21 protein-coding genes are annotated in these 23560 nt (G+C 59.2%); 13 read left to right on the top strand and 8 right to left on the bottom strand.

What is annotated here, in order from left to right; translation table 11 throughout:
• Window positions 1-9: 9 nt before the first annotated feature.
• Both GOW09_RS02050 and GOW09_RS02055 read left to right on the top strand, forming a co-directional pair.
• Window positions 10-765 carry a hypothetical protein gene (locus tag GOW09_RS02050; RefSeq protein ID WP_371808012.1) on the top strand — a complete coding sequence of 252 codons (756 nt, stop codon included), beginning with the start codon at window positions 10-12 and terminating at the stop codon, window positions 763-765.
• 36 nt (window positions 766-801) lie between these two features.
• Window positions 802-1530 (top strand): STAS/SEC14 domain-containing protein, encoded by a 729-nt coding sequence (locus tag GOW09_RS02055; protein ID WP_170343859.1) that lies wholly within the window; start codon window positions 802-804, stop codon window positions 1528-1530.
• Window positions 1531-2183: 653 nt separating this feature from the next.
• Here the strand turns inward: GOW09_RS02055 and GOW09_RS02060 are convergent.
• From GOW09_RS02060 to ccmI, 3 genes are read right to left on the bottom strand one after another with little or no spacing between them, the layout of a single operon-like run.
• Window positions 2184-2417: a DUF1289 domain-containing protein gene (locus GOW09_RS02060; RefSeq protein ID WP_152458393.1), complete on the bottom strand. Its 234-nt coding sequence runs from the start codon at window positions 2415-2417 to the stop codon at window positions 2184-2186.
• Between the two features lie 17 nt (window positions 2418-2434).
• Window positions 2435-2899, bottom strand: coding sequence for a Holliday junction resolvase RuvX (ruvX, locus tag GOW09_RS02065; RefSeq protein WP_171115259.1), 465 nt, complete (start codon window positions 2897-2899; stop codon window positions 2435-2437).
• Window positions 2896-4116 (bottom strand): c-type cytochrome biogenesis protein CcmI, encoded by a 1221-nt coding sequence (gene ccmI, locus GOW09_RS02070; RefSeq protein WP_171115260.1) that lies wholly within the window; start codon window positions 4114-4116, stop codon window positions 2896-2898. Before ccmI ends, ruvX begins: the two co-directional genes overlap by 4 nt.
• Before the next feature lie 176 nt (window positions 4117-4292).
• Here ccmI and GOW09_RS02075 point away from each other — a divergent pair, with 176 nt between their 5' ends.
• From GOW09_RS02075 to GOW09_RS02090, 4 genes are all read left to right on the top strand, one after another.
• Window positions 4293-5537, top strand: a complete 1245-nt coding sequence (locus GOW09_RS02075) for a sarcosine oxidase subunit beta family protein (protein ID WP_152458390.1) — start codon at window positions 4293-4295, stop codon at window positions 5535-5537.
• A 75-nt stretch (window positions 5538-5612) separates the two neighbouring features.
• Window positions 5613-5942, top strand: coding sequence for a sarcosine oxidase subunit delta (locus tag GOW09_RS02080; RefSeq protein ID WP_152458389.1), 330 nt, complete (start codon window positions 5613-5615; stop codon window positions 5940-5942).
• A 67-nt stretch (window positions 5943-6009) separates the two neighbouring features.
• A complete protein-coding gene (locus GOW09_RS02085) occupies window positions 6010-9024 on the top strand; it encodes a sarcosine oxidase subunit alpha family protein (protein WP_171115262.1) in 3015 nt (1004 codons plus the stop codon).
• Window positions 9017-9583, top strand: a complete 567-nt coding sequence (locus GOW09_RS02090; protein WP_171115265.1) for a sarcosine oxidase subunit gamma — start codon at window positions 9017-9019, stop codon at window positions 9581-9583. The genes GOW09_RS02085 and GOW09_RS02090 overlap by 8 nt, the downstream gene beginning before the upstream one ends.
• A 33-nt stretch (window positions 9584-9616) precedes the next feature.
• Here the strand turns inward: GOW09_RS02090 and GOW09_RS02095 are convergent, their stop codons facing one another.
• Both GOW09_RS02095 and GOW09_RS02100 read right to left on the bottom strand, forming a co-directional pair.
• Window positions 9617-10048 carry a hypothetical protein gene (locus GOW09_RS02095; protein ID WP_171115267.1) on the bottom strand — a complete coding sequence of 144 codons (432 nt, stop codon included), beginning with the start codon at window positions 10046-10048 and terminating at the stop codon, window positions 9617-9619.
• Window positions 10049-10111: 63 nt separating this feature from the next.
• Window positions 10112-10873 carry an FkbM family methyltransferase gene (locus GOW09_RS02100; RefSeq protein ID WP_171115268.1) on the bottom strand — a complete coding sequence of 254 codons (762 nt, stop codon included), beginning with the start codon at window positions 10871-10873 and terminating at the stop codon, window positions 10112-10114.
• Window positions 10874-10973: 100 nt separating this feature from the next.
• On the opposite strand from GOW09_RS02100, the gene GOW09_RS02105 reads away from it, so the two are divergent.
• The 3 genes from GOW09_RS02105 (at window position 10974) to GOW09_RS02115 (ending at window position 13136) form a co-directional block, all read left to right on the top strand.
• Window positions 10974-11573: a superoxide dismutase gene (locus GOW09_RS02105; RefSeq protein WP_171115270.1), complete on the top strand. Its 600-nt coding sequence runs from the start codon at window positions 10974-10976 to the stop codon at window positions 11571-11573.
• 40 nt (window positions 11574-11613) lie between these two features.
• Window positions 11614-12456: a metallophosphoesterase gene (locus GOW09_RS02110; protein ID WP_371808013.1), complete on the top strand. Its 843-nt coding sequence runs from the start codon at window positions 11614-11616 to the stop codon at window positions 12454-12456.
• A 218-nt stretch (window positions 12457-12674) separates the two neighbouring features.
• On the top strand, window positions 12675-13136 hold the full coding sequence (locus GOW09_RS02115; protein ID WP_152458383.1) for a host attachment protein: 462 nt from the start codon (window positions 12675-12677) through the stop codon (window positions 13134-13136).
• 43 nt (window positions 13137-13179) lie between these two features.
• Here GOW09_RS02115 and GOW09_RS02120 read toward each other — a convergent pair whose 3' ends face one another.
• Entirely contained in the window at window positions 13180-13731 is a 552-nt protein-coding gene (locus tag GOW09_RS02120) for a TIGR00730 family Rossman fold protein (RefSeq protein WP_171115275.1), read from the bottom strand.
• Between the two features lie 127 nt (window positions 13732-13858).
• Between GOW09_RS02120 and GOW09_RS02125 the strand changes: the two genes are divergently transcribed.
• From GOW09_RS02125 to GOW09_RS02135, 3 genes are all read left to right on the top strand, one after another.
• Window positions 13859-15232: a LysM peptidoglycan-binding domain-containing protein gene (locus tag GOW09_RS02125; RefSeq protein ID WP_171115277.1), complete on the top strand. Its 1374-nt coding sequence runs from the start codon at window positions 13859-13861 to the stop codon at window positions 15230-15232.
• 76 nt (window positions 15233-15308) lie between these two features.
• The gene (locus GOW09_RS02130) at window positions 15309-17114 is read left to right on the top strand and encodes an ABC transporter ATP-binding protein/permease (protein ID WP_171115279.1); all 1806 of its coding nucleotides are present in this window, start codon (window positions 15309-15311) and stop codon (window positions 17112-17114) included.
• Between the two features lie 57 nt (window positions 17115-17171).
• Entirely contained in the window at window positions 17172-17570 is a 399-nt protein-coding gene (locus GOW09_RS02135) for a DUF2147 domain-containing protein (protein ID WP_171115282.1), read from the top strand.
• A 45-nt stretch (window positions 17571-17615) separates the two neighbouring features.
• Here the strand turns inward: GOW09_RS02135 and GOW09_RS02140 are convergent, their stop codons facing one another.
• Together GOW09_RS02140 and GOW09_RS02145 are read right to left on the bottom strand one after the other, a co-directional pair.
• Window positions 17616-21404 (bottom strand): efflux RND transporter permease subunit, encoded by a 3789-nt coding sequence (locus GOW09_RS02140; protein WP_171115284.1) that lies wholly within the window; start codon window positions 21402-21404, stop codon window positions 17616-17618.
• Complete coding sequence (locus tag GOW09_RS02145; RefSeq protein ID WP_171115286.1) at window positions 21401-22627, bottom strand: efflux RND transporter periplasmic adaptor subunit; 1227 nt, start codon at window positions 22625-22627, stop codon at window positions 21401-21403. The genes GOW09_RS02140 and GOW09_RS02145 overlap by 4 nt, the downstream gene beginning before the upstream one ends.
• 225 nt (window positions 22628-22852) lie before the next feature.
• Between GOW09_RS02145 and GOW09_RS02150 the strand changes: the two genes are divergently transcribed.
• Window positions 22853-23524 carry a hypothetical protein gene (locus tag GOW09_RS02150; RefSeq protein WP_171115289.1) on the top strand — a complete coding sequence of 224 codons (672 nt, stop codon included), beginning with the start codon at window positions 22853-22855 and terminating at the stop codon, window positions 23522-23524.
• Window positions 23525-23560 lie beyond the last annotated feature (36 nt).

Consider the following 23560-nt stretch of genomic DNA (forward strand, 5'->3'; position numbering starts at 1 on the left):
AGGGGGTGGGTGAAATTCCCCTATGATCCAGTGCTTGCGGCCTGGGTGGGCCATGCGCTGCCTGCCGCACGGGCCTCGGTAACGGACCCGGCCCATGCTGACTGGCTGGATTGTGACGGGACGTGGTTCATCGGTGTTGACGCGTTGCCCAATGACGCGCAGGGCAGGGTTGGCCGTTCGGGGCCTTTGGCAGGAACCGCCATGTCATTCATTGCTGGGCGTTATGGGCAGTTGCCGCTTCACAAAGGCCAAGTCTCGGTCATGCATCCGGGATATCCACGCCCGCGTCGGGGGGAAAACGAAGCCGCCGCGCGGTATCGCAGAAATCGGGACGCGGCCCATGTGGATGGCTTGCGCCCAATGGGGCCGGATCGCCGCCGCCGGGTCGATGAACCGCATGCCTGGATTTTGGGCATACCGCTGACCGAGGCCAGCCCGGATGCCTCGCCCATGGTGTTGTGGGAGGGCAGCCATCATATCCTGGGCGCGGCGTTCAGACGCGCCCTTGCGGGGACGCCACAAGAGCGTCTGCATGAAATCGATATAACGGATATCTACCAATCCGCCCGTCGCGAGGTTTTCGAAACCTGCCCGCGAATCGAACTGCCTGCAAAACCGGGCGAGGCTTACGTGCTGCACCGCCATTGCCTGCACGGGGTTGCCCCTTGGGCAGACACGGCAAACGCTGGGCCGGATGGACGGATGATCGCCTATTTCCGCCCGGAATGCGCCGGGGGTGTGGCGGAATGGATCGAATCCTCTTAACCTCCTGTCATTGTTTGGCTTTGGAGGTTTTGACCGATGATTACGGTCCATACGAATTCTGATGGTGCGTTGATTGAAGTCGAGTTGTCGGGGCAGGTCACCAGCGCCGACTACGCGGACATCTTGGTTCCTGCGATCGAAGCGGCGCTCACCGAACACGATTCCGTTCGGCTGCTGGCTATCGTGCAGCCGGAGTTCAAGGGGTATGATTTGGGTGCGGCCTGGTCCGACACCAAGCTGGGGCTCAGCCACTGGCGGGGGTTCGACCGGATCGCGGTTGTTGCCGATCAGGGCTGGGTGCAAACCAGCATCCGACTGGCGGCCCCGATCCTGCCGTGCCCGGTTCAGGTCTTTGAATTGGCCGAGCTTGAGGCCGCGCGCCGCTGGATGCGCGAGTCGCTGGGGTCCATTCACGTGACCGATCTTGAGGGCCCATGCGTGCAGATCAGCCTTTTGGGAAAACTGGACCCGGAGGAGTACAAGCAGGCCGAGCGCGACCTGGACGCTTTGTTGCATGACCGGTCCGGGTTTCGGTTGCTGATCGACCTGCGGGAATTTGATGGCTGGCAGGGGTTGTCCGCTCTTGCAGCGCATTTTCGTCTGGCCAGTCGCCACATCGGACAACTGGATCGCGCGGCCATCGTCGGGGACAAAAGCTGGCAGCACATGGCACAACGTGTCGCCAGTCATGTATTGGGCACACGGACTCAGTTCTTTCCGTCCGAGGAAATCGAAAACGCCAAAACCTGGCTGGCCGCCGGGTAAGGCCCTGCTCTGCGCCTCAACCTACATCCTGTGATATTGCAGCCAACAGGCGGCTTGCGTGCTTTGTTCTCTGGTCAGAACAATGCACCCTTGAGCGCGAATTGACCAAATCTGATTGGCTTTTTTCGCGGAACGACACGCGCCACATGTCTTGAAACCGGTCTTGATCCCGTGCCGGTCAAGAATTGTGACGTAAGGGAACTGGTGGGTTTTTCCGTGGAATTTCTGACCTTAAGGTCAACACGGACCAAAAACCCTGTGTTTTCCCCCTAAATTTGACCGGAAATGTCCTTACCTACGCCGTGTCGCTGCGGGCCTCCACTCACGTTGAACAGATGCGTTCATGAGCTGGCCCCTTTAAGGAGCTCGAACTCGGCCCGCGGCGGCACAGTTATTGGAAGCGGGAAGTTTGCGATGACACTCAGGTTATTGATGGAAAGATTTGCGGTACGCAAAACGCCAGTATTCAAGGCGGACAAGACCGGCACGAAGCATGTCCGACGTGCAGCGAAAAAATACGGGACTGCAAAAACAAGCAGATCCGAAATCGCAGCTCTGTTCGAGTCAGAGCTGCGCGGGCAAGACACAAACAGGTCGGCCCGCGATGAATCCAATGACCACAGGGATACGTCCCCAAAGCAGGCTGGCTGACTTCAGGAACCGTTTATGCGCGCTGCACGCCCGCCACGACGTTTGCTGAGGCGCGGCTTTCTGGTTGGTAGATCTTCCATGATTTCGGCGCGTTCGCTGCTGTCCATCTTGGACCAGCGGGTGATTTCGTCAATCGTGCGATAGCAGCCGGTACAGATGCGTTCAGTCGGGTGAACGACACAGATCTGGACACAAGGGCTTTCGACCTCATTCCTTTTCCAAACCATATTCGTCATCACTGGTCTCCGACCCGTTACAAAAAGCGCAGCCTGTCCAACGCCCCTTGCAAGATATAGCTGGCCGCAACGTGATCAATAACCTGTCCGCGACGTTTTCGTGTCGTATCCGCCTCAAGTAGTGCTTTTTCTGCCGCAACCGTGCTGAGCCGCTCGTCCCAAAATCCGATGGGCAAATCGGTCAGGCGGGACAAATTGCGCGCAAATGCCCGCGTTGACTGGCATCTTGGCCCTTCGCTGCCATCCATGTTCTTGGGCAGGCCCAGCAAGATGCCCCCGATCTCGCGATCGGTGACAATTTCGATCAGGCGCGCGGAATCGAGCGTGAATTTCTTGCGTCGCACGGTTTCCAGCGGGCTGGCGACACCGCGCATCCGGTCGGACACGGCGACGCCGATTGTCTTTTCCCCAAGGTCCAGCCCCATCAGGGCACTCATCGGTTGCAGCGCGGCTGCAAATTCTTCGAAAGCGTCATGGATCATTGAGCGATCCCGGCTTGAAGGGCCGCCGCATCGATGATTTGCAACGCCTCTGAATTGCCGGCAAAGACTTCCATGGCCTCATCGCGGATATCGATGGCACGCTGGCCCTGGCCAAGAACGCCCAAGGCGGCGATCAGGCGGGCCCATTCCTCGGGGGATCCGCCTTCTGTCGCCAGCCGATCAGACAGCTGGTCCACCATACCCTGAATCATCTGCTGCCGTTCTTCGGGGCTCAGCTCTGCGGCGGCGGCCATGTCTTCCTGGCTGGGGCCGGGTGCTGTGCTCAGATCCGGTGCATTGAAAACGCCGGCCCGAAAGGCGAGTTCGTCGATCTGAGCCCGAATTGCTTCGGCCCAGGGCGCACCCGCGGGGGAATCCTGCAACGTTTCGACCCACATGCGATAGGCAAGGTCCGGCCGCCCGATCTGTGCCAGCATCTGCCCCCAATAATAGCGCGCCGGGCCGTGACGGGGGTCACGGTTCAGCGCTTCGATCAGCGCCTTTTCCGCTTCGGGTGAGACATACCCCCCTGCTGCCAGAATCATCATTTCAGCCAGGTCCGCATAGGTATCAGCCGTGGCGCTGTCGCCGGACAGCTCGATCACCTTTTGCTGCGCGGTGTACCCATCCTTGAAGTTGCCCGCATTCGTCTCGTGCTGCGCCAGCAACATCTGACCCTGCAAATCGTCCGGCCGGCTCGCAACGGTTTCCCGCAACTGCTTCAGCAGGTTGGCATAGCTTTCTTCCAGCTGCGCAGGTCGAGGTGGGGTCGCCAGTTCTTCCGCGGCGCTTTGGGATGGCCGGTTGGCGCGCACTTCCTTGGCCAGTTCAAGCCGTGCGGTCAGCGGCATGTCAGGCAAACCAACGGCCCCGGTGCGATGATACATCGCCAACGCTCCACCGATCAGAAGCAACGAGATTGCCAGGATCGACAACACCGAAACCGCACGAGATGGCCCGGCGCCGGCACCCTCTTTCTTCATTTGGTCATCTGCGGCCAGAATGCGACGGGAAATTTCCGTGCGCACCCGTTCAGCGTCGGCCTCGCCAATGACCCCGCGCGCCAGATCCCGGTCCACACCGGCCAACTGTTCGCGATAAACCCGCAGATCGTATGCCGCCGCGGGTTCATCCCCACGGCGTTTGCGCAGCAGGGTAAAGCAGAGAAAAGCTGCGATCAGCAGCGCGACAAGAAAAATCAGAACCCAGAACGTCATGGTCCCTCCGAGGATGCTGCCCTGACTTAGACCTGTGAGGCGTCCGACAAAAGGGACAAATGGCCGCGAATGAGCGACATGTCGCAATAGTGCGATATTGCGGCGTTGCACGGCAGGGTTAAAATGCCGTCACACGGCATATCTGCGCCCAATCACCGAACCGGATGGATTCGCACATGAAACACTATTCAGCCTTTGCTGTGGCGCGGGAAGCTCTGCGCTATCACACCGGATGGGAGCGCGCCTGGCGCTCACCCGAACCCAAGAAGCGTTATGACGTCATCATCGTTGGTGCTGGCGGTCATGGTCTGGCGACCGCGTATTACCTTGGCAAGAACTATGGCATCCAGAATGTCGCGGTTATCGAAAAAGGCTGGCTGGGCGGCGGCAATACTGGTCGCAACACGACGATTATCCGTTCGAACTATCTGCAAGACCCATCTGCTGCGATCTACGAGAAAGCGCGCAGCCTTTACGAGGACCTGAGCCAGGAACTGAACTACAACATCATGTTCAGCCCGCGCGGTGTCATCATGCTGGCGCAGACCCAGCACGAGATCCGCGGCTACCAGCGCACGGCCCATGCCAACGCGCTGCAAGGGGTTAAGACGGAATGGATCGGCCCCGAGCGCGTCAAGCAACTGGTGCCAATCATCAATCTGGACGGCCCCCGGTATCCGGTTCTGGGCGGCCTTTGGCAGGAACGCGGGGGCACTGCGCGCCATGATGCGGTGGCGTGGGGCTATGCGCGTGCCTGTTCGGCGATGGGGATGGATATCATCCAGCAATGCGAAGTCACCGGTGTGCGCTCGGAAAACGGTCGCGTTGTCGGGGTCGATACCACCAAGGGTGCCATCGATTGTGACAAGCTGGGCATCGTCGTCGCGGGCCATTCGGGTCAGTTGGCCGAGATGGCGGGCTTCCGCCTGCCGCTGGAAGCCGTTGCTTTGCAGGCGCTGGTGTCCGAGCCCATCAAACCCTGCATGGATGTTGTCGTGATGGCCAACACCGTGCACGGCTACATGTCGCAATCCGACAAGGGCGAAATGGTGATCGGCGGGGGCACCGACGGGTTCAACAACTTCACTCAGCGCGGGTCTTTCCATCATATCGAGGAAACAGTGCGGGCGCTGGTCGAAACCTTCCCGATGATTTCGCGCCTGAAGATGCTGCGCCAGTGGGGCGGGATCGTGGACATGACAGGTGACCGCTCGCCCATCCTGTCGAAAACACCGTTGCAGGGCTGCTTTATTAATGGAGGCTGGGGCACAGGTGGTTTCAAGGCGATTCCGGGTTCCGGCTGGGGGATGGCGCAGCTGATGGCGACAGGCCATTCACCGCTGACCGAAGCCTTCTCGATGGACCGCTTCAAGGAAGGCCGCTTCATCGACGAAAGCGTCGCCGCCGGGGTGGCGCACTAGGGGGATTCCCGAAGGTGCCAGAAAACAGAATTCAGGTCGGCCCCCGCGCCGACTGACCGCCAAAAGGATGACAACATGCTAATCCTGAATTGCCCTTATTGCGGCGTAGACGCCGAAGAAACCGAACTGGCCGCCGGCGGCGAAGCGCATCTGAAGCGTTTCGGTCCGGGCTCGTCCGATGATGAATTCCACGACTATCTGTTCATGCGTGAAAACCCGAAAGGTGTTCATTTCGAGCGCTGGCGGCACGCCAATGGCTGCGGCAAGTGGTTCCACGCCGCGCGCTGCACGCAGACACTCGAAGTGTTCGGCACCTATTCTGCGCAGGTCACCGAGCCGCCGCAAGACATCAAGGATGCCATCACTGCCAAACGACCCGGCTGGACGTGGAGAGAGTTCTCTTGATGCTTCATCTTTTCAAAAATACTCCCGCCGGAGGCTTTGACGCCTCCACATGCGAAAGGCCCGCACAATGAGCACCCGTCTCGCAAAACAAGGCCGGCTGATTGACCGGTCGAAAAAGGTCACATTCACATTCAACGGAACCTCGATGCAGGCATATGAGGGGGATACGCTTGCCTCGGCTCTGCTGGCCAATGACCAGATGATGGTTGGCCGGTCGTTCAAATACCACCGTCCCCGCGGCGTTGTCGCCAGCGGCGCGGAAGAGCCAAACGCGCTTGTCGGCCTGGGGCAGGGCAACCGGTTCGAGCCGAACCAGCGTGCCACGACGACCGAGGTGTTCAACGGCTTGACCGCGATTTCACAGAACCATTGGCCAAGTCTTGAATATGACATCGGTGCGGTGAACACGGCCTTTGCCCGGTTTCTGCCGGCCGGCTTCTACTACAAGACGTTCATCCACCCCAAACCTTTCTGGAAACACGTCTACGAACCTTTCATCCGGCAGTCGGCGGGATTGGGTAAGGCGCCCGACAAGGACAACCGGGATGCCGACACTTATGAGCACTTCTACGCCTTTACCGATGTTCTGGTGATCGGCGGTGGTGTGGCTGGTTTGCAGGCGGCCAAGGCGGCGGCACAATCCGGTGCCAAGGTCCTGCTGATCGAGCAGACCGCGCATTGGGGCGGTCGCGCTCCGGTTGACGGCGGTACTGTGGATGGTGAGCCTGTGGATAAGTTCGTGGAACAATTGGTTTCCGAACTCGAAACAATGGACAACGTCATCATGCGCTCGCGCTGCATGGGAGCGGGTGTTTACGACCATGGTTATGTGTTGGGATACGAACGCCTGACGGACCACACGCCGGGCGTGCAGGGCCCGCGCCACCGTTTGTGGCGTATTCGCGCCAAGCAAATTGTAACTGCAACGGGTGCAATTGAAAGACCATTGTCCTTTGCTGGCAACGATGTTCCAGGTGTGATGCTGGCATCGGCCATGCGCGACTATGTCGTGAACTGGGGGGTTACTCCGGGCGATCGGGTCATCGTCGCCACCAACAATGATGACGCTTACCGCACCGCGATTATCCTGAAACAGGCAGGTGTGGATGTTTTGCGCATTGTTGACGCACGCGCAACGGCCGGACCTTTGGCAGAGGAAGCTCGCCAGTTGGGTATCCGCGTTGATCCGGGCAAGGCCATTGCCAAGGTCAAGGGCGGCAAGCGCGTCAAGAAAGTCGCCATCTGCAACCAGGAAGGCGTTGGTGGCGCGCGTGAAGAGGTTGAGGCGGATGCAGTCGCCATGTCCGGCGGCTGGTCTCCGGTCGTGCACATGTGGTCCCATTGCGGGGGCAAGCTGATCTGGGATGAGGCGAACGCGCATTTCCGGCCGGATCCTCAGCGTCCGCCGCTGGGGGCCGACGGCAAAGGGTTCGTTGTTGCTGCTGGCGCGTCCAACGGTCCTCTGGCGTTGCAAGATGTTCTGACAGACGCCCATGCGGCCGGTAAGGCGGCCGCCAAGGCGGCTGGCTTCAAGCCCAAGAACACCAAGGCGCCCGCAGGGGAAACAACCGCCGAAGCGCCGATGGAAGCAGTCTGGCTGATGCCGGCAAATGCAGAAGTCCAATTGCGCATGAAATCCTGGCTGGATTTCCAGAACGACGTCAAGGTTTCTGACGTCCAACTGGCCGCGCGCGAAGGGTATGAAAGCGTCGAACACACCAAGCGCTATACCACGCTGGGCATGGCGACCGATCAGGGTAAGTTGAGCAACATCAACGGATTGGCGATCCTTGCTGATGCGCTGGAATCCGAAATTCCCAAGGTTGGCACAACCACCTTCCGCCCGCCCTATACACCTATCTCGATGGGTGCGATCGGCGGTGAGGCCCGCGGTGAGGTCTTTCAGCCGATCCGTCGGACACCGATGCACAACTGGCACGACAGGAACGGCGCCGACTGGGAGCCGGTCGGTCACTGGCGCCGGGCCTATGCCTATGTCCGCCCCGGCGAATCCGTGCATGACGCGGTCAATCGCGAGGTCAAGAACACCCGCGAGAACCTTGGCCTGCTGGATGCCTCGACGCTGGGCAAGCTGATCGTCAAAGGCCCGGACGCCGGCAAGTTCCTGGACATGATGTACACCAACATGATGTCCACGCTGAAGGTCGGCAAATGCCGCTATGGCCTGATGTGTTCGGAAAACGGCTTCCTGATCGACGACGGCGTTGTCGCCCGCATCGACGAGGACACATGGCTGTGCCACACCACCACCGGCGGGGCCGAGCGTATCCATGGTCACATGGAAGAATGGCTTCAGACCGAATGGTGGGACTGGAAAGTCTATGTCGCCAACGTGACCGAGCAATACGCGCAGGTCGCCGTAGTCGGCCCAAACGCCCGCAAGGTGCTTGAAAAGCTGGGCGGCATGGATGTCAGCAAAGAGGCGCTGCCCTTCATGGAATGGCGCGATGGCAAGATCGGAGGCTTCGATTGCCGGGCCTACCGCATTTCGTTCTCGGGCGAGCTGTCTTATGAAATCGCCGTTCCGGCGAGCCAGGGTCAGGCGTTCTGGGATGCCTTGATGGAGGCAGGCAAAGAGTTCGGCGTGATGCCTTACGGAACCGAATGTCTGCACATCCTGCGGGCCGAGAAGGGCTTTATCATGATCGGGGACGAGACCGACGGCACCGTGATCCCGCAGGATCTGGGGCTGCACTGGGCGCTGTCCAAGAAGAAAGAGGATTATCTGGGCAAACGCGCCCATTCGCGGACACACATGGCGGATCCCGAACGCTGGAAACTGGTCGGTCTCGAGACTGTGGACGGATCGGTTCTGCCGGATGGTGCTTACGCGGTGGGCGAGGGCGTCAATGCCAACGGTCAACGCAACATGATCGGCCGTGTGACGTCGACATATTACTCGGCCAATCTGGGCAAAGGCATCGCCATGGGGCTGATCAAACACGGCCCCGACCGCATGGGCGAGATCGTCGAGTTCCCGGGCACGGACGGCAAAGCCTACAAAGCCAAGATCGTGGACCCGATCTTTTATGACAAGGACGGGGAGAAGCAGAATGTCTGAACCCATCAGCGCATTGAACCACGCCGGCTATGACGGCATCGCCAAGGTCCAGGAATGCGGCCTGCAAGGTATGATAACCCTGCGCGGCGACCTGTCCGACAAGGTGCTGGCCAAGGCCGTCAAGGATGCAACCGGTCAGAAAGTGCCGGGTCAGCGCCAGGTGCTTGTGACTGGCGATACCGGCGTGGCTTGGATGTCGACGGACGAGTTGCTGGTTCTGGTGCCTTATGCCGAGGTCGAAGCCAAACTGGCCAACATGGTCGGTGCCCTGAGCGGCACCCATGCTTTGGCGGTCAACGTCTCGGATGCCCGCGCCGTCTTCAGCGTCTCTGGTGCCAGCGCAAGAGAGGTGCTGGGCAAGGTCGCACCTGTCGATCTGTCGGCGGATGCATTCCAGCCTGGCCAAATCCGCCGCACGCGTCTGGCGCAGGTGGCCGGTGCTTTCTGGATGGATGAAGAACAGACCTTCCGCGTGGTCTGCTTCCGTTCCGCTGCGGATTACGTGTTCAAACTGCTCAAGGTGGCAGCACAGCCCGGCAGTGAAGTCGGGGTCTACTGAACAAAAAAGCCCCGGTTCATCCGGGGCTTTTTCTTACTTGACTGTCGAACAGGTCCCGACTCCGAAAGGTTTGTTCGCGAAATTTCCCTGAACGAATGCCATGCGGACGGCGACAGTGTTGTCGGTTGTTTTCAGGTTCGCCTGATATCGAACGCGGACATTGCCGCCGGCAACCATTTTTTGATCGAGGTTCCAGATAATACGGTATCCCTTGGCGCCGCGGTCTTTGAATTTTGTCTTGGCCCAATCTTGGTACGACGTTGCGGCCATCGCCGAAGCTGCGGCGGGGTCGATCCGGAACGCATACTCTGGCGCAATCCAGCCATGGGCGTCCTGTTTGGTCATCTTGCAATGATAGGTAACCGTTTCTGCCGCAGCGGTTTGTGCAAGCAATGCGGCGACTGCAATCGGTAAAAGTCTTTTCATTTTATCCACTTGGGTATGATTCTTGGTGTGTGCACTCAAACTGATACACCTCAATGCCGCAAGCGGGACCTCGCGTGAACGAAGAAAAAAACGCCAGACGTTCTACCCATGCAAGAGAACGGTGTGAAAACGGTTCAGGCCGTCTTCGGTCAGCAAGTCCGAAGTCTTTACAGGCTGCGCCTTGTCATCCGACAGCTTTGCGTAATAACCCAGTTCATCCATCAGCGCACTGACACGTTCGTGCCTTTGGTCTTCCGGAAGCAGAGGTGCGTGAAGAGACAGAAGAAGGGCGGGGCGGCGTTCCTTCAGCCACGCGGACAAAGTGGGGGCAACAATGAATTCCGCACCCTCGATGTCCATTTTGACCAGCGAAACCCGTGACAGGTCGTTTGTTTTTTCGAATTGGTCCCAGGCGATCGTCAGCGTGTCAGACCCATGCGCCCCGTCGTGCAGAAGCGAACTGGTGGAATCCCCGGGTTCACCGCGCACAGAGGCCATGCGTGCCACGCCAAATCGATCTGACAGGGCGACCCCGAATGCCGAAACGTTCTGAATGCCGTTCAGATCAAGGTTCCATGCCAGATGCCGAAACGCGGTCGGGTCAGGCTCAAAACACCAGACATGCCGTGCCCTTCGCGCACCGTACAGCACCGTCGGGCCAATCCACGCGCCGATGTCCAGATAGTCGCTTTGCGGGGACAGGAACCTGTCAAGAACCGCAAATGTTTCAGGTTCCCAAGCGCCCGCAGTGGCTTTGCGCCAGAATTTCGAATGGTACGGGTCCAGACGAAAGGGCTCGCCGTTCAGATTGCCCGCATAATATCCGCGGGCGCGATAGAACATCTTGCGCGCCTGTGTCAGCATCGCCTGCCTCCGGGTTTTCTTGCCACGCCCCTTGACCTGCGGCGGTTGCCAAAGCATTTAACCTTGGGAACCGCAACTTACATTTAAACAGGGGGCCGACATGGCTTTTGAACTTCCTGATCTTCCTTATGCACATGACGCGCTGGCAGCCAAGGGTATGTCCGCGGAAACGTTGGAATATCACCACGACCTGCACCACAAGGCCTATGTCGACAACGGCAACAAGCTGATCGCCGGCACCGAATGGGACGGCAAGTCGCTGGAAGAGATCATCGTTGGTACTTACGACGCAAACGCCGTGGCACAAAACGGTATCTTCAACAACATCAGCCAGTTGTGGAACCACAACCAGTTCTGGGAAATGATGGGGCCGGGCGAGTCCAAGTTGCCGGGCGAGCTGGAAAAGGCGCTGACCGAAAGCTTCGGTTCGGTAGATGAATTCAAGTCGCAATTCAGTGCCGCCGGTGCGGGTCAGTTCGGTTCGGGCTGGGCGTGGCTGGTCAAGAACGCCGATGGCTCGCTGGCCGTCACCAAGACCGAGAATGGCGTGAACCCACTGTGCTTTGGTCAAACCGCGCTGCTGGGTTGCGACGTTTGGGAGCACTCCTACTACATCGATTTCCGCAACAAGCGCCCGGCCTACCTGTCGAACTTCCTCGACAATCTGGTGAACTGGGAAAACGTCGCATCGCGGATGTAACGTATTGAACCGACGTCGGTTTATAAAGGGCCTGCTTGCGGTGACGCTGGCAGGCCTTGTCACGGCCGCCTACGGGTTCATCATTGAACCCGCGGTTCGGTTGCGCGTGCGCAAATGGCGCATTCAGCGGGACGACTGGACAGCGCCGCCGCTCAGAATCGCCGTACTGTCCGATATGCATGTGGGCGAGCCCTATGTCGGCCTGAACCGCGTAAAGCAGGTGGTCCGCAGAACCAATGCGCTGGCTCCGGACGTGATCCTGCTGTTGGGTGATTTCTTTGCAAGCCACAAAGGTGTCTCGGACACGGTCAAGATGCAGGACCTGGCCCCTGTGCTTGCTGGGCTTGAGGCGAAGAATGGTGTCTTTGCCGTTCTGGGCAATCACGACTGGTGGGATGACAGGTCGGCTCAGCGGCGCGGGTCCGGGCCCAATCGCTATGCCGAAATTCTGGAACAGAACGGCATTTCGGTGTTGTCCAATGCCGCGATCAAACTCGAAGCTCAGGGCATCTGGCTGGCCGGGCTCGAGGATCAGCTGGCGATCTGGCGCAACGGCAAGCCGCAAGGATTGGACGATCTGGAAGGTACTCTGGCGCAGATCACCGATGACGCTCCGGTTGTGATGATGGCGCATGAGCCCGATGTGTTTCCCACAGTGCCCGGGCGGGTGGCCTTGACGCTTTCAGGGCACACACATGGTGGCCAGGTGCGCCTGTTCGGCTGGTCGCCTGTGGTGCCATCGAAATTCGGCAATCGCTATGCCTATGGCCATGTACGCGAAAATGGGCGCGATCTGGTCGTTTCGGGCGGTATCGGCTGTTCGATCCTGCCGGTTCGTCTGGGCGTGACGCCCGAAATCACGGTTGTCGAGATGTCCGCCTAAAGGGTTGATGACCAGCCGGTGAAAACCCGCCGATACGCGCCCTTTCCGCATGACGGTATCTTGTTTGCTGTTTTCCAGTACACATCTCTGTAGGGCGGAGGGAGAAACTGCATATCAATTCAAACCATGATCGGGCTGCGCACTGTTCGTGCGTCAACAACCCCGCATGTCCGGCAGGTCGAGGGATACCCAGAACACAACCTAATCAGGAGATCGCAATGGTCGCACTTACACAGGGAACTTGGGTTATTGTTGCAGATGGAGAGAAAGCGCTGGTGATGGAGAATATCACCGACGCCGACGATCCCAACCTTGTCGTCGTCGCTGTCGAAGAACAAGACGGCCCGACCGGAAAACCGACGGACCGCGCAGGTCGTCGCAACGACGGCGGACCAAAACAGAAATCGGCAATTGAAGAACCCACGTGGAAGGCGCACGCAAAATCTCTGTTCGTGCAGGATCTGGCGAACCTGTTGAATCGCAAGGGGCTGAAAGGCGCCTATGACAGGCTGGTTCTGGTGGCCAGCCCTCATGTTCTGGGCCTGTTGCGGCGTCGGTTGCACAGCGAGGTGCTGGGAAAGGTCGTGGCCGAGGTCAACAAGACCCTGACCAATCATCCTTTGCACAAGGTCGAACAGGTGGTGCGCCACAGTCTGCAACCCAAAGCCAGACTGGCCTGATCAATACGGCGGGCGGTTCAACCGCCCGCACGGTTTCCCATCCTCAGGTCAGCGTGTCACGCAGGGCGATCATGGCAGTATCGGCGTCTTCGACCCAGGTGATGAAATCCGCCAAAGACGTGTCGGCAAAGCCTTGCCCGATCACCTGATCCAACAATGTGTGCAACGCGTCCCAATAGCCGTTCACATTGACCACGACGATTGGCTTGTCATGCAGGCCAAGCTGGCGCCATGTCAGCGCTTCGAACAGCTCGTCCAGCGACCCCGGACCGCCTGGCAGAACCACGACGGCGTCGGCGTTCATGATCATGACCTTCTTGCGCTCGTGCATTGTCTCGGTGATCACGAAATGGGTCAGATCCGTTTTTCCGACCTCGCGCTTGACCAGATGCACCGGAATGACGCCGAAAGTTTCACCACCGGCATTCTGCGCGGCGCGGGCCACTTCACCCATCAAACCGACATCTCCGGCTCCGTAGACCAGCCGCCAGCCTTCCTGCGCCAGCAGGCTGCCGAACTGCCGTGCAGTTTCAGAATAAGCCTTCTCGGCTCCATTGCGTGACCCGCAGTACACACAGACTGATTTCTGAGACATCAAAGAGGGGCTCCGGGGTTGTGTCAGGGGTTTTGACCCGTGATAGCGGGATTGATAGATTGGCTCAACTGTCCGTCGGAAAGCTTTTCAACGCAAAGCTTTTGCCCGTCGGAGTGAAAGGAAAATAATGGACGCCAAATCGGGAAACGGAAGCTCGGGCAATTTCATCTGGGGGGTGATTGCGGGTCTTGTTGCGATATTGGGCGCGGGTGGATTGTATCTGTCCGGCGTCTTCACCAAAACGCCCGAGCCGAGCACTCCGCAGGAAACCGCCTCTGCCGTAGCCCCGGAACCTGTAGGGCAGGATGCGCAGGTTTCGAAACCGGAAGTGGCTGAACAGGCGGCTCCTGCGGATGAAGGGCCCTCGACCGAGCCTGCCGAGGACACAAGTGAAACGGCCGACGCCTCTGACGCAGATACTGCCGTTGCCAAGACGGATGATACCGCGCCCCAGCCAGCGGCCCCTCCGGCGCTGGATCAGATATTTGTTGAGCCAGATGGCACGGCGCTGTTGTCCGGCGATGCCGAGCCCGGCAGCCGGATCGAGGTGCTGCTGAACGGCGAACCCCTGCACAGCTTTACCGTGGACGGCAGCGGCCAGTTTGCCGAATTCGTTTCGATCCCGTTCAGCGATGCGGCTCAGGGGTTGGTCCTGCAAAGCAAGGATGGCGAACGGATCACACAGTCCGACGACTATCTAATTGCGGCATTGCCAAAGCCGGTCGAAGAAGCGCCTGTAACTGAAGAATCGCCGGCATCCGATCCGGACACGACGGCCGATGCCGAAGACGCCACAATCGCGACAGCCGATGCAGAAGTTGAGCCCGAAACGGCGACCGAAGTTCCAGCGCCAGAAACTGACGTGACCGGAACCGAAACCACCGTGCCGGAGGCCGAGGAAACGCAAACCGCCGACTTGCCGCCGCAGACACCCGAACCGGATCAGCAGATTGCGGTGCTGCGGTCCGGCGAAGAAGGGGTTGAACTGGTGCAGCCGCCTGTGGTGCGGGATACGCCCCCCGATCAGATCGCACTGGATACAATCGGATATTCTGATACCGGCAATGTTCAGTTGACAGGACGTGTGCAGGACGGTGCAGCCGTTCGACTGTACCTGAACAATCGCCTGATCGCCGATCTCGACCCGAAAGAGGATGGATCCTGGCGCAGCGATCTGGAGGGGATTGATCCGGGTGTCTACACGCTGCGCGTGGACGCGGTGAATACGGACGGGACGGTGCTGAGCCGGGTCGAAACGCCGTTCAAGCGAGAGCCGGTTGAAGTGCTGGATGCCGCCGTGGCGGCCAGCCAGGCCAACGCGCAGGGCGAAGCAGCTGCAATCCGTTCGGTTACGGTTCAACGGGGCGACACGCTGTGGGCCATCTCGCGCGACCGGTTTGGCGACGGGGTCCTGTATGTACGGCTGTTCGAGGCCAATCGCGACCTGATCCGCGATCCGGATCTGATCTATCCGGGGCAGGTCTTCACCATACCTGAATAAGCATCGCCTTTGGCCCAAGCGGGCCGGGGTCAATCTCTGACCGCAGTTAAGGTACGTGATGAGACGAACACCTACTATGACCCCGGACGATACGGCGCCGCGCGACGAACGAAGCTCGGGCTGGCGCACGATCCGCAAAGTGGCACCCTATCTTTGGCCACAGGATGAGCCATGGGTAAAGCGCCGCGTGGTGATTGCCATGGTCATGCTGGTTCTGGCCAAGCTGATCGCGGTCTATACGCCAATCCTTTACAAAGGTGCCGTTGACGCCCTGGCAGGTGAGGGCGTGCCGCCGGTGGCGCTGGGCGCGGTCGGGCTGACGGTTGCCTATGGCGTGGCCCGGATGCTGACCGTGGGTTTCCAACAACTGAGAGATGCGGCCTTTGCGCCCGTGGGGCAAAGGGCTTTGCGGGCGTTGGCGCTCGAGACCTTTCAGCATATTCACAACCTCTCGATGCGTTACCACGTGTCCCGCCGTACCGGAGGGCTGAGCCGCATCATCGAACGGGGTGTCAAGGGCGTCGAGTTCCTGTTGCGCTTTCTGCTGTTCTCGATCGGGCCGCTGATCCTGGAACTGCTGCTGGTGGCGATCATCCTGATGTGGCTGTTCGATGTCTGGTATCTGGTGGTCGTCGCTGTCACAATCGGCCTGTATATCTGGTTTACATTTGCCGTGACCGAATGGCGGGTGAAGCTTCGGCGCGAGATGAACGATCAGGACACCGAAGCCAATCAGCGCGCCATCGACAGCCTGCTGAATTTCGAAACCGTCAAGTATTTCAATGCCGAAGCCCGCGAAGCTGAACGATATGATGTGTCGATGAAAGCCTATGCCGGGGCGGCGTTGAAAACGGCTTATTCGCTGGCATTTCTGAATTTTGGCCAGTCATTCCTGATCACTTGTGGTTTGATCGGTGTGATGGTTCTGGCTGCAATCGGGGTTCAGAGCGGGAACCTGACAGTGGGCGACTTTGTCATGGTCAACGCCTACATGATCCAGATCACTGTACCCCTGAATTTTCTGGGGACGGTCTATCGGGAAATCCGGCAATCGTTGGTCGATATGGGCCAGATGTTCGATCTGCTTGAACAGCCCGCCGAAGTCACCGACAAACCCTGTGCGCCCAACCTCAAGGTGAATGGCGGCGAAGTCACGCTGGACGACGTGCATTTCGGCTATGACCCTGAAAGAGAGATCCTCAAAGGTGTTTCGTTGACCGTTCCTGCCGGGCAGACCGTGGCCATCGTGGGGGCCACGGGGTCTGGCAAATCAACCATCGGGCGGCTGCTGTTCCGGTTCTACGATGTGACCAAAGGAGCCTTGAAGATCGATGGACAGGATGTGCGGGATGTGACGCAGTCCAGCCTGCACGCGGCCATCGGCGTTGTGCCGCAGGACACGGTATTGTTCAACGACAGCATCCGGTACAACATTGCCTATGGCCGTGACGACGCCACCCCGGAGGAGGTCGAGGCCGCGGCCCGAGCTGCGCAAATTCACGATTTCATCACCTCGCTGCCCGAAGGCTATGACACTATGGTCGGTGAACGCGGGCTCAAACTGTCAGGTGGTGAAAAACAAAGGGTCGGCATCGCGCGGACTTTGCTCAAGAACCCGCCGATCCTGTTGCTGGACGAGGCGACCTCGGCCCTGGACACGGATACCGAGCAGGACATCAAGGATGCGCTGGCGCGCGCGGGAGAGGGTCGTACGGTTATCACTATTGCCCACCGCCTCAGCACCATTGCCGAAGCGGACCGGATCGTGGTTCTGGAAGCAGGCGAGGTCATCGAACAGGGCACGCATGACGAGTTGCTGGCGCGGTCGGGGCGGTATGCCCAATTGTGGAACCGGCAGCAATCGGACGGGGAGGCGGCCTGAAGATCCAAACTTGGAGCGAAACAGAGTAGGATACACCAAACCAGGAGGGTGCCTGTCATGATGAAGCGACTGAAATCACGACTATCGTCTATTGTGATAGCGATTTGTCTGCCCGTCATTGTGGCGGCCGATCCCATCGTGGGTGTCTGGAAGACTGAACCTGACCGCAAGAACCTGATTTCGCACATCAAAATCACGGCGTGTGGAGATAAGTTCTGCGGTCGGATCCTTTCGGCCTATGACGCTTCAGGCAAGGAAGTCCAAACACCGAATATCGGCAAAAAACTGTTCTGGGACGTGGTCGGTGAAGGCGGTGGAAAATACGGCGGCGGCGAATTCTGGGTCCCGCTGATCAACGTGGATGCGGTGCCACAGATGACGTTGCAGGGGGACAAGCTGCTGGTCAAAGGATGCGAACATGCGATTTGCGCGCATCAGACGTGGTCCCGGTTGTGATGATGGCCAAATGAAAAAGGACCGGGAATACCGGTCCTTTTTCCTTTATTCAGCAGCTTTCAGCGGCGGGCCAGAGGGGCGACCAGACTGATCTGATCGACTGTCCTGTTCTGATCCTTCAAAACGCGAGTCGTCCTCCCACACAATTTCAGTGGCCTGCATCTGCCGGGCAGAGCGCCCTATCGCCATGTCCTGCGCGATCTGGCTGGACCGGCCTGCCGTTACACGGGCCAGAACTCGGCTGAGCCAAATCGCATAGGTTGTCACCCAGACCCGCAAGGCCAGAAGCGATGGCGTCACGATCAGCGTCAGGACAGTTGCAATGCCCAGGCCAAACACCACCGCCGTGGCCAGCTGTTTCCACCACAGTGCGGTGGGGCTGTCGATGGAATAGCCGCCATTGATGAAGTCCAGCGATAGGCCGAACATCATCGGCGTCAGACCGGCCATCGTTGTCAGCGTGGTCAGCAGCACAGGGCGGATACGGGACTCCGCAGTGCGGATGATCGCCTCGATCCTCGGCATATAGCTGCTGTATTCCTGATAGGTGTCGATCAGAACGATATTGTTGTTCACCACGATACCGGCCAGGGCCACGATGCCGGTCCCGGTCATGATGATCGAGAAGGGCTGTTCCATCACGATCATGCCGATCAGAACCCCGGTGGTGGACAGAACCACTGCCAGCAGCACGAGCACCGAATTGTAGAACGAGTTGAACTGCGCCAGCAGGATCACGAACATCAGCCCCAAGGCGCCCATGAACGCGTTCACCAGGAAGGCGCCGGATTCTTCCTGTTCTTCCTGATCACCGGTCCATTCCCAGCTGATCGCGTTGGCGAACGGGCCGGTTTCCAGCCATTCCGTCAGCACCGCAATTCGCTCGTTCGGGTTGATCAGCGCAAACTGCGCGTCCCCGTCTTCGATTGCGCTGCGCAGCTGGTCGACACTTTCTGCGCCGGTCAGTTGCACCAGTTCATATGACTTTCCACCCGTACCATTCAGAACGGTGCCGGTCGGTGTGTAGCCTTCCGTCACTTCACGCATGACGGCCAGCCGCACCTGTTTTCCATCGGGGCCTTCGGTCACGACCTTGCTCAGCCCCGGTTCGACATCCGCTTTGACGTCGTAGTATCGCTGCTGGTCGACGCGGTTGATTTCGGCCAGCTTGGCCACGGGTTTGCGTGTTACGAAGTTCGACAACGGCACCAAACCGTCCGGGGTACGAACCTTGAGTGTATCCAGTGTCGACAAAACGCGGTCTTCTTCGGGCAGGCGAACGCGAATTTCGATCTCTTCATCATTGCTGTCCGGGCGCATCTCGCCCAGCAATATGCCGCGCGTGACCAACTGGACCATGGCGCCGACGGTTGCCACGTCGGCTCCGAACCGACCGGCCTTGGCGACATCCACGTCAATCTGCCAGTCGATGCCGGGCAGGGGCAGGGTGTCTTCGGTCTTGATCAGGCCCGGCGTGGTGTCGAAAACCTCGCGGGCGGTGATCGCTGCCGAGGTCAGGTCTTCCCACCCGTCACCCTTGATGCGCAGATGCACAGGTTTGGCTGAAGCAGGGCCTTGCTCCAAGGGCAGAATCTCGACGATGATACCGGGGATCGTTGCAAGTTGGGCATTCAGTTCATCAATCACGAAGTCGCCGTCATATTCGGGCGCCACGAAGTGCCGCTCGAACAGGCCCCACAGAGCGGATTCCGAGATGTTGGGACGATCTTCCCACGGGATGATTTCGAACTGAACCCGGCCCACTGTATCGGCCGGCGCCTGAGCGCCACCGTTATTCTGGTTCAGGCCACCTTCGCCGGCAAAGGCAAAGACATTTATGACCGCGGGATGAGATCCGATGATCTCTTCGGCCTGAAGAACCATCGCGTCTTTTTCCGCCAAGGACAGGTTCCCGCGGGCACGCACATATGCGGTGGCCTGTTCAGGTTCGCTTTCCACGAAGAATTCAACGCCACGGGATTCCTGGGGGAACCAGACGAATGTCACGAAATACACCGCAGAGAAAACGACCAACAGAGAGACAATAGGCATGATCGGGTTGCCGACCAGGAACCGGATCACATGGCCAAACGGAGTGTGTTCGTCTGCAGTGTGAACATGGCCCTCTTCGCCGCGTTCAATTTTCGCCGCGCTCAGGGTTACGGACCCGGCAAACGCCCCGAACAGGAACAACAGTGCGCCAGCGATCGAGCCACCGGGCAGCAGGTAGTTTGGGTTCAGGACCTGCATCGCGCCCAGAAAGATCATGTACAGCGACGGCGGCACCATCAACACCCGTACCCACCATGGCGTGCGGGCCCGCAACCAGGTCGAGGACCGGTCGAAGATGCGGCTTAGCCGACCGGAAACACCGCCCATGACAGGCAGATAGATCAGCGCCACGATCAGTGAAGCCGACAGAACGAAGATCAGCGTGACCGGCAGCATTCCCATGAACTCACCAGGAATACCGGGCCAGAACAACATGGGCAGGAACGCACAGAGTGTCGTTGCGGTCGAGGACACGATGGGCCAGAACATGCGCTGGGCGGCCTCGACATAAGCATGCATCGGGCCGACGCCTTCCTTGATACGTTTGTCGGCGTATTCCACAACCACGATGGCGCCATCCACCAGCATCCCCACAGCGAGGATGAGGCCGAACATCACGATGTTGGAAATGCTGATGCCCATGACGGCAAGAAACGCAAAACACAGCAGGAACGAGGTCGGGATCGCAAATCCGACCAGCAGGGCGGCCCGCGTGCCCAGCGAGGCAAGAACCACGATCATCACCAGCGCGATTGCAGTCAGAACCGAGCCTTCAAGCTGGCTGACCATCGAGCCGACGATGCGGCTCTGGTCGTTCGATGTACCCAGGTCAACCGCCGCCTGAAGCTCGGGCGGCCATTTGGTCTTTGCATGGGCGATGGTCTCCTTCACCTGAGCGACAGTGTCGATCAGGTTATATCCCTTGCGTTTGACCACCTGCAGCGCAACGGTCGATTCACCGTTGAAACGGGCCGTGCCTTCACGGTCTTCAAAAGTGTAATTGATCTGCGCCAGTTCCCCCAAGGTTACGACCCGATCCCCGTTGACCTTGATGGGCAGGCCGTAAACATCCTGTGCGGTTTTAAACGACGACGGTAACTTGACCGAGAAGGTGCCTTGCGCGGTTTCAACTTCACCGGCCGCAATCAACTGGTTGTTGTTTCGCACCACGTTGATCAGCTCGTCCGCCGTCACGTTGTACGCCTCAAGCCGCAGCGGGTCGATCACAACCTCGAGCATCTCGTCGCGATTGCCCGCGATGCCGGCTTCGAGAACGGAATCCAGAGCCTCAAGATCGTCCTGCAGATCCTTGGCGACACGGGCCATCGTGCGTTCGGGAACGGAACCAGTCAGGTTCACGATGACGATCGGGAATTCGGAAAAGTTGATCTCAGTCAGGGAATATTGTTCTGCGCCTTCGGGGAAGTCCGCCTGAGCTGTGTTCATCGCGTCACGCACGTCCGCCATGATCGCGGTTTTATCCCAACCGAAGTCAAATTCCAGCGCGACCCCTGCATAGTTTTCGGCAGCAGTAGAGGTCATTTCCTTGAGCCCGTCGAGATCCGCCAGTTCGGTCTCCATCGGCTTGATCAGCAGGTTTTCAGAATCCTCCGCGGAAATTCCGGGAAACTGCACTGATACAAACAGGGCGGGGATTTCGATATCCGGCTCGCCTTCTTTTGGAAGCGAGACATAGGCAAACCCGCCTATAACGAGCGAGATGGCGATAAATGCCAATACCATTCGGGCCCGATCAGCAGCCCATGCGACAACGCCGGTCATTGGGATGCTTCCCGATAGGTCGGCGCAACAGTTACACCGCGTGTCACGAATTCCTGACCGACAACAATAATATCCGTCGTTTCGGGAAGGCCGTCGATCCACACGCCCTCTGTCGTGTCACGCAGAATGCGGACGGGCATGAAATCGACGACATTGCCGGTACCGACCGTACGGACACCCAATTGACCTTCGTTGCTCAGGGTCAGTGCGGATTGAGGCAGCAGGTGCGCCTTGGTGCCCTCTGCCGCGATGCGAATGGTCGCGGTCTGACCGTCGCGAATGGTCAGATCCGGGTTCGGAACCGTGATTTCAACTTCGAAGGTGCGTGTTGTCTCATCCGCCGAGCGGCTAAGAAAGGTGACACGGCCGCCAAGCTGCCGACCGGTGACCAGTGTTGCCGACGCCTCGGACCCCACCTGAACACGGTTGACCTCGGTTTCCGGAACATACCCGACCAGTTTGATCGGATCGAGCTGAATTACAGTCGCGCACAGGGACCCGGGCTGCATCAGGCTGCCCAGTTCTGCGGTGTCGCTTTCCAGCAGGCCCTTGAACGGGGCTTTGATGGTCAGGCGTCCGACCTCTCGTTGCGCGGCTTCAACTGCGGCTGTGGCTGCTTCGATTCCGGCCCGGGTCGCCTCCAACTCGGCTTCGGCGGATTTTACACCTGCTTTGGCGGCGCTCATCGCAGCCTCGCTGGAAATCCGGCGGGTTTCCGAAGCAAACCCGGTTTCCGCCAGTTTGCGCGAAGCCGTCAGATTGATTTCGGCCTCGGCCACACGGGCATGCGCCTCTTGCAAGCGGGCTTCAGCCTCGGGAATGCGGCTTTCGGCTTCGAGTTTGCCGGCCAGCGCCTCGGCCAGTTGCGCCGGGCGCGTGCCGGGGTCGAGTTCACACAGAACATCCCCGGCCTCGACAAAGGCACCTTTGCGCTTGGGTTCCGAGATGACCGTGGATGTGGTTTCAGACAGAACCTCGACCTGCCGGTTCGCCTTGGTTTGTCCGCGCAGCAGAACCGCACTGTCAATTTCGCGCGCCTGCGAACGCAGGGCGACTACGCCAACGGCATCAATATCGGTCTCGTCGGATTCGGCGGCTTCGGTCTGCGCCGCTTCTTCCGCTTCGCCACGCCCGGCGAAAGCAAACAAAGAGTCGCGCTCAAAAACAAGAAAATACAACGCAATAATAACCAGAAGGGCGTTGATGAAAGAAATCAAACGCATTCAGTGTTTCTCCTAGAATTCGGTGCCAACGAAAGCGGGCCGTCTTGGTATGAAATGGGGCGTCGGCTGTGTAATTTCTACACTAAACTGAATAGTTCGGTTTAGTTTTTTTCGCAAGAGAGAAGCCAAGCGGTGAAAATGCGCAAAATCGGACCCTTGGCTTGGCGTTGGTGCCGGGGTATGACATGGCGCACTTATACAAGACACACAGCCCAGGGGGCAGGAATGAGCGACACCGACAGTTTCATTGATGAGGTCACGGAAGAGGTACGCCGTGACCGGATGTATCTGCTGCTGCGCCGTTGGGGCTGGGTTGGTGTGGCGGCGGTCGCGCTGATTGTTGGCGGGGCGGCGTTCAATGAATACCGCAAATCCCGCGATACGGCGCAGGCGCAGGATCTGGGTGACTCGATTCTTGCGGCCCTGTCGGAAAACGATTCTGATGCACGGGCAGCCGGTTTGCGGGAAATCGAGGCGCAGTCGCCGGGCGGGAATGCTGTTCTGAACATGCTGCTGTCTGCGTCCCAGCTTGAAGCGGGATCGCGCGAAGAGGCAGTCAACAGTCTGAACGCGGTTGCCGTGCAGGGGGATTTGCCCGAGATCTATCGTGCGATCGCAAGCTTCAAGGCGCTTTTGTTGCAAAGCGACACCTTGCCCGCCGCCGACCGTCGGCAGCAGTTCGAAGCGCTGGCAGCGCCGGGTGCGCCCCTTCGACTGCTGGCCGAAGAGCAACTGGCCCTGATCGACGTGTCCGAGGGCAATGTCGATGCGGCACTGGACCGCTTGCAGGCGCTGCGTCAGGACGCCGAGGTCGGTATTGATCTGCAACAGCGTGCGGCCCAGCTGATAGTTGCGTTGGGCGGCGAACCCGAGCCATTGGTGGCGCAACAGGGCTGACCAGGCGGGACAAAAGACTTAATGACAGGCGAGTTC

It is taken from the genome of Ruegeria sp. HKCCA5463, from assembly GCF_013034175.1.
Taxonomy (GTDB): domain Bacteria; phylum Pseudomonadota; class Alphaproteobacteria; order Rhodobacterales; family Rhodobacteraceae; genus Ruegeria.

What these genes read in the sequence shown, in the direction of transcription:
- GOW09_RS02120 (WP_171115275.1), bottom strand. Translation starts at nt 13,731, where the DNA reads ATGTCTCAGAAATCAGTCTGTGTGTACTGCGGGTCACGCAATGGAGCC.
- GOW09_RS02085 (WP_171115262.1), top strand. Translation starts at nt 6,010, where the DNA reads ATGAGCACCCGTCTCGCAAAACAAGGCCGGCTGATTGACCGGTCGAAA.
- GOW09_RS02145 (WP_171115286.1), bottom strand. Translation starts at nt 22,627, where the DNA reads ATGCGTTTGATTTCTTTCATCAACGCCCTTCTGGTTATTATTGCGTTG.
- GOW09_RS02060 (WP_152458393.1), bottom strand. Translation starts at nt 2,417, where the DNA reads ATGACGAATATGGTTTGGAAAAGGAATGAGGTCGAAAGCCCTTGTGTC.
- ruvX (WP_171115259.1), bottom strand. Translation starts at nt 2,899, where the DNA reads ATGATCCATGACGCTTTCGAAGAATTTGCAGCCGCGCTGCAACCGATG.
- GOW09_RS02115 (WP_152458383.1), top strand. Translation starts at nt 12,675, where the DNA reads ATGGTCGCACTTACACAGGGAACTTGGGTTATTGTTGCAGATGGAGAG.
- GOW09_RS02090 (WP_171115265.1), top strand. Translation starts at nt 9,017, where the DNA reads ATGTCTGAACCCATCAGCGCATTGAACCACGCCGGCTATGACGGCATC.
- ccmI (WP_171115260.1), bottom strand. Translation starts at nt 4,116, where the DNA reads ATGACGTTCTGGGTTCTGATTTTTCTTGTCGCGCTGCTGATCGCAGCT.
- GOW09_RS02150 (WP_171115289.1), top strand. Translation starts at nt 22,853, where the DNA reads ATGAGCGACACCGACAGTTTCATTGATGAGGTCACGGAAGAGGTACGC.
- GOW09_RS02125 (WP_171115277.1), top strand. Translation starts at nt 13,859, where the DNA reads ATGGACGCCAAATCGGGAAACGGAAGCTCGGGCAATTTCATCTGGGGG.
- GOW09_RS02135 (WP_171115282.1), top strand. Translation starts at nt 17,172, where the DNA reads ATGATGAAGCGACTGAAATCACGACTATCGTCTATTGTGATAGCGATT.
- GOW09_RS02130 (WP_171115279.1), top strand. Translation starts at nt 15,309, where the DNA reads ATGACCCCGGACGATACGGCGCCGCGCGACGAACGAAGCTCGGGCTGG.
- GOW09_RS02075 (WP_152458390.1), top strand. Translation starts at nt 4,293, where the DNA reads ATGAAACACTATTCAGCCTTTGCTGTGGCGCGGGAAGCTCTGCGCTAT.
- GOW09_RS02055 (WP_170343859.1), top strand. Translation starts at nt 802, where the DNA reads ATGATTACGGTCCATACGAATTCTGATGGTGCGTTGATTGAAGTCGAG.
- GOW09_RS02140 (WP_171115284.1), bottom strand. Translation starts at nt 21,404, where the DNA reads ATGACCGGCGTTGTCGCATGGGCTGCTGATCGGGCCCGAATGGTATTG.
- GOW09_RS02080 (WP_152458389.1), top strand. Translation starts at nt 5,613, where the DNA reads ATGCTAATCCTGAATTGCCCTTATTGCGGCGTAGACGCCGAAGAAACC.
- GOW09_RS02100 (WP_171115268.1), bottom strand. Translation starts at nt 10,873, where the DNA reads ATGCTGACACAGGCGCGCAAGATGTTCTATCGCGCCCGCGGATATTAT.
- GOW09_RS02105 (WP_171115270.1), top strand. Translation starts at nt 10,974, where the DNA reads ATGGCTTTTGAACTTCCTGATCTTCCTTATGCACATGACGCGCTGGCA.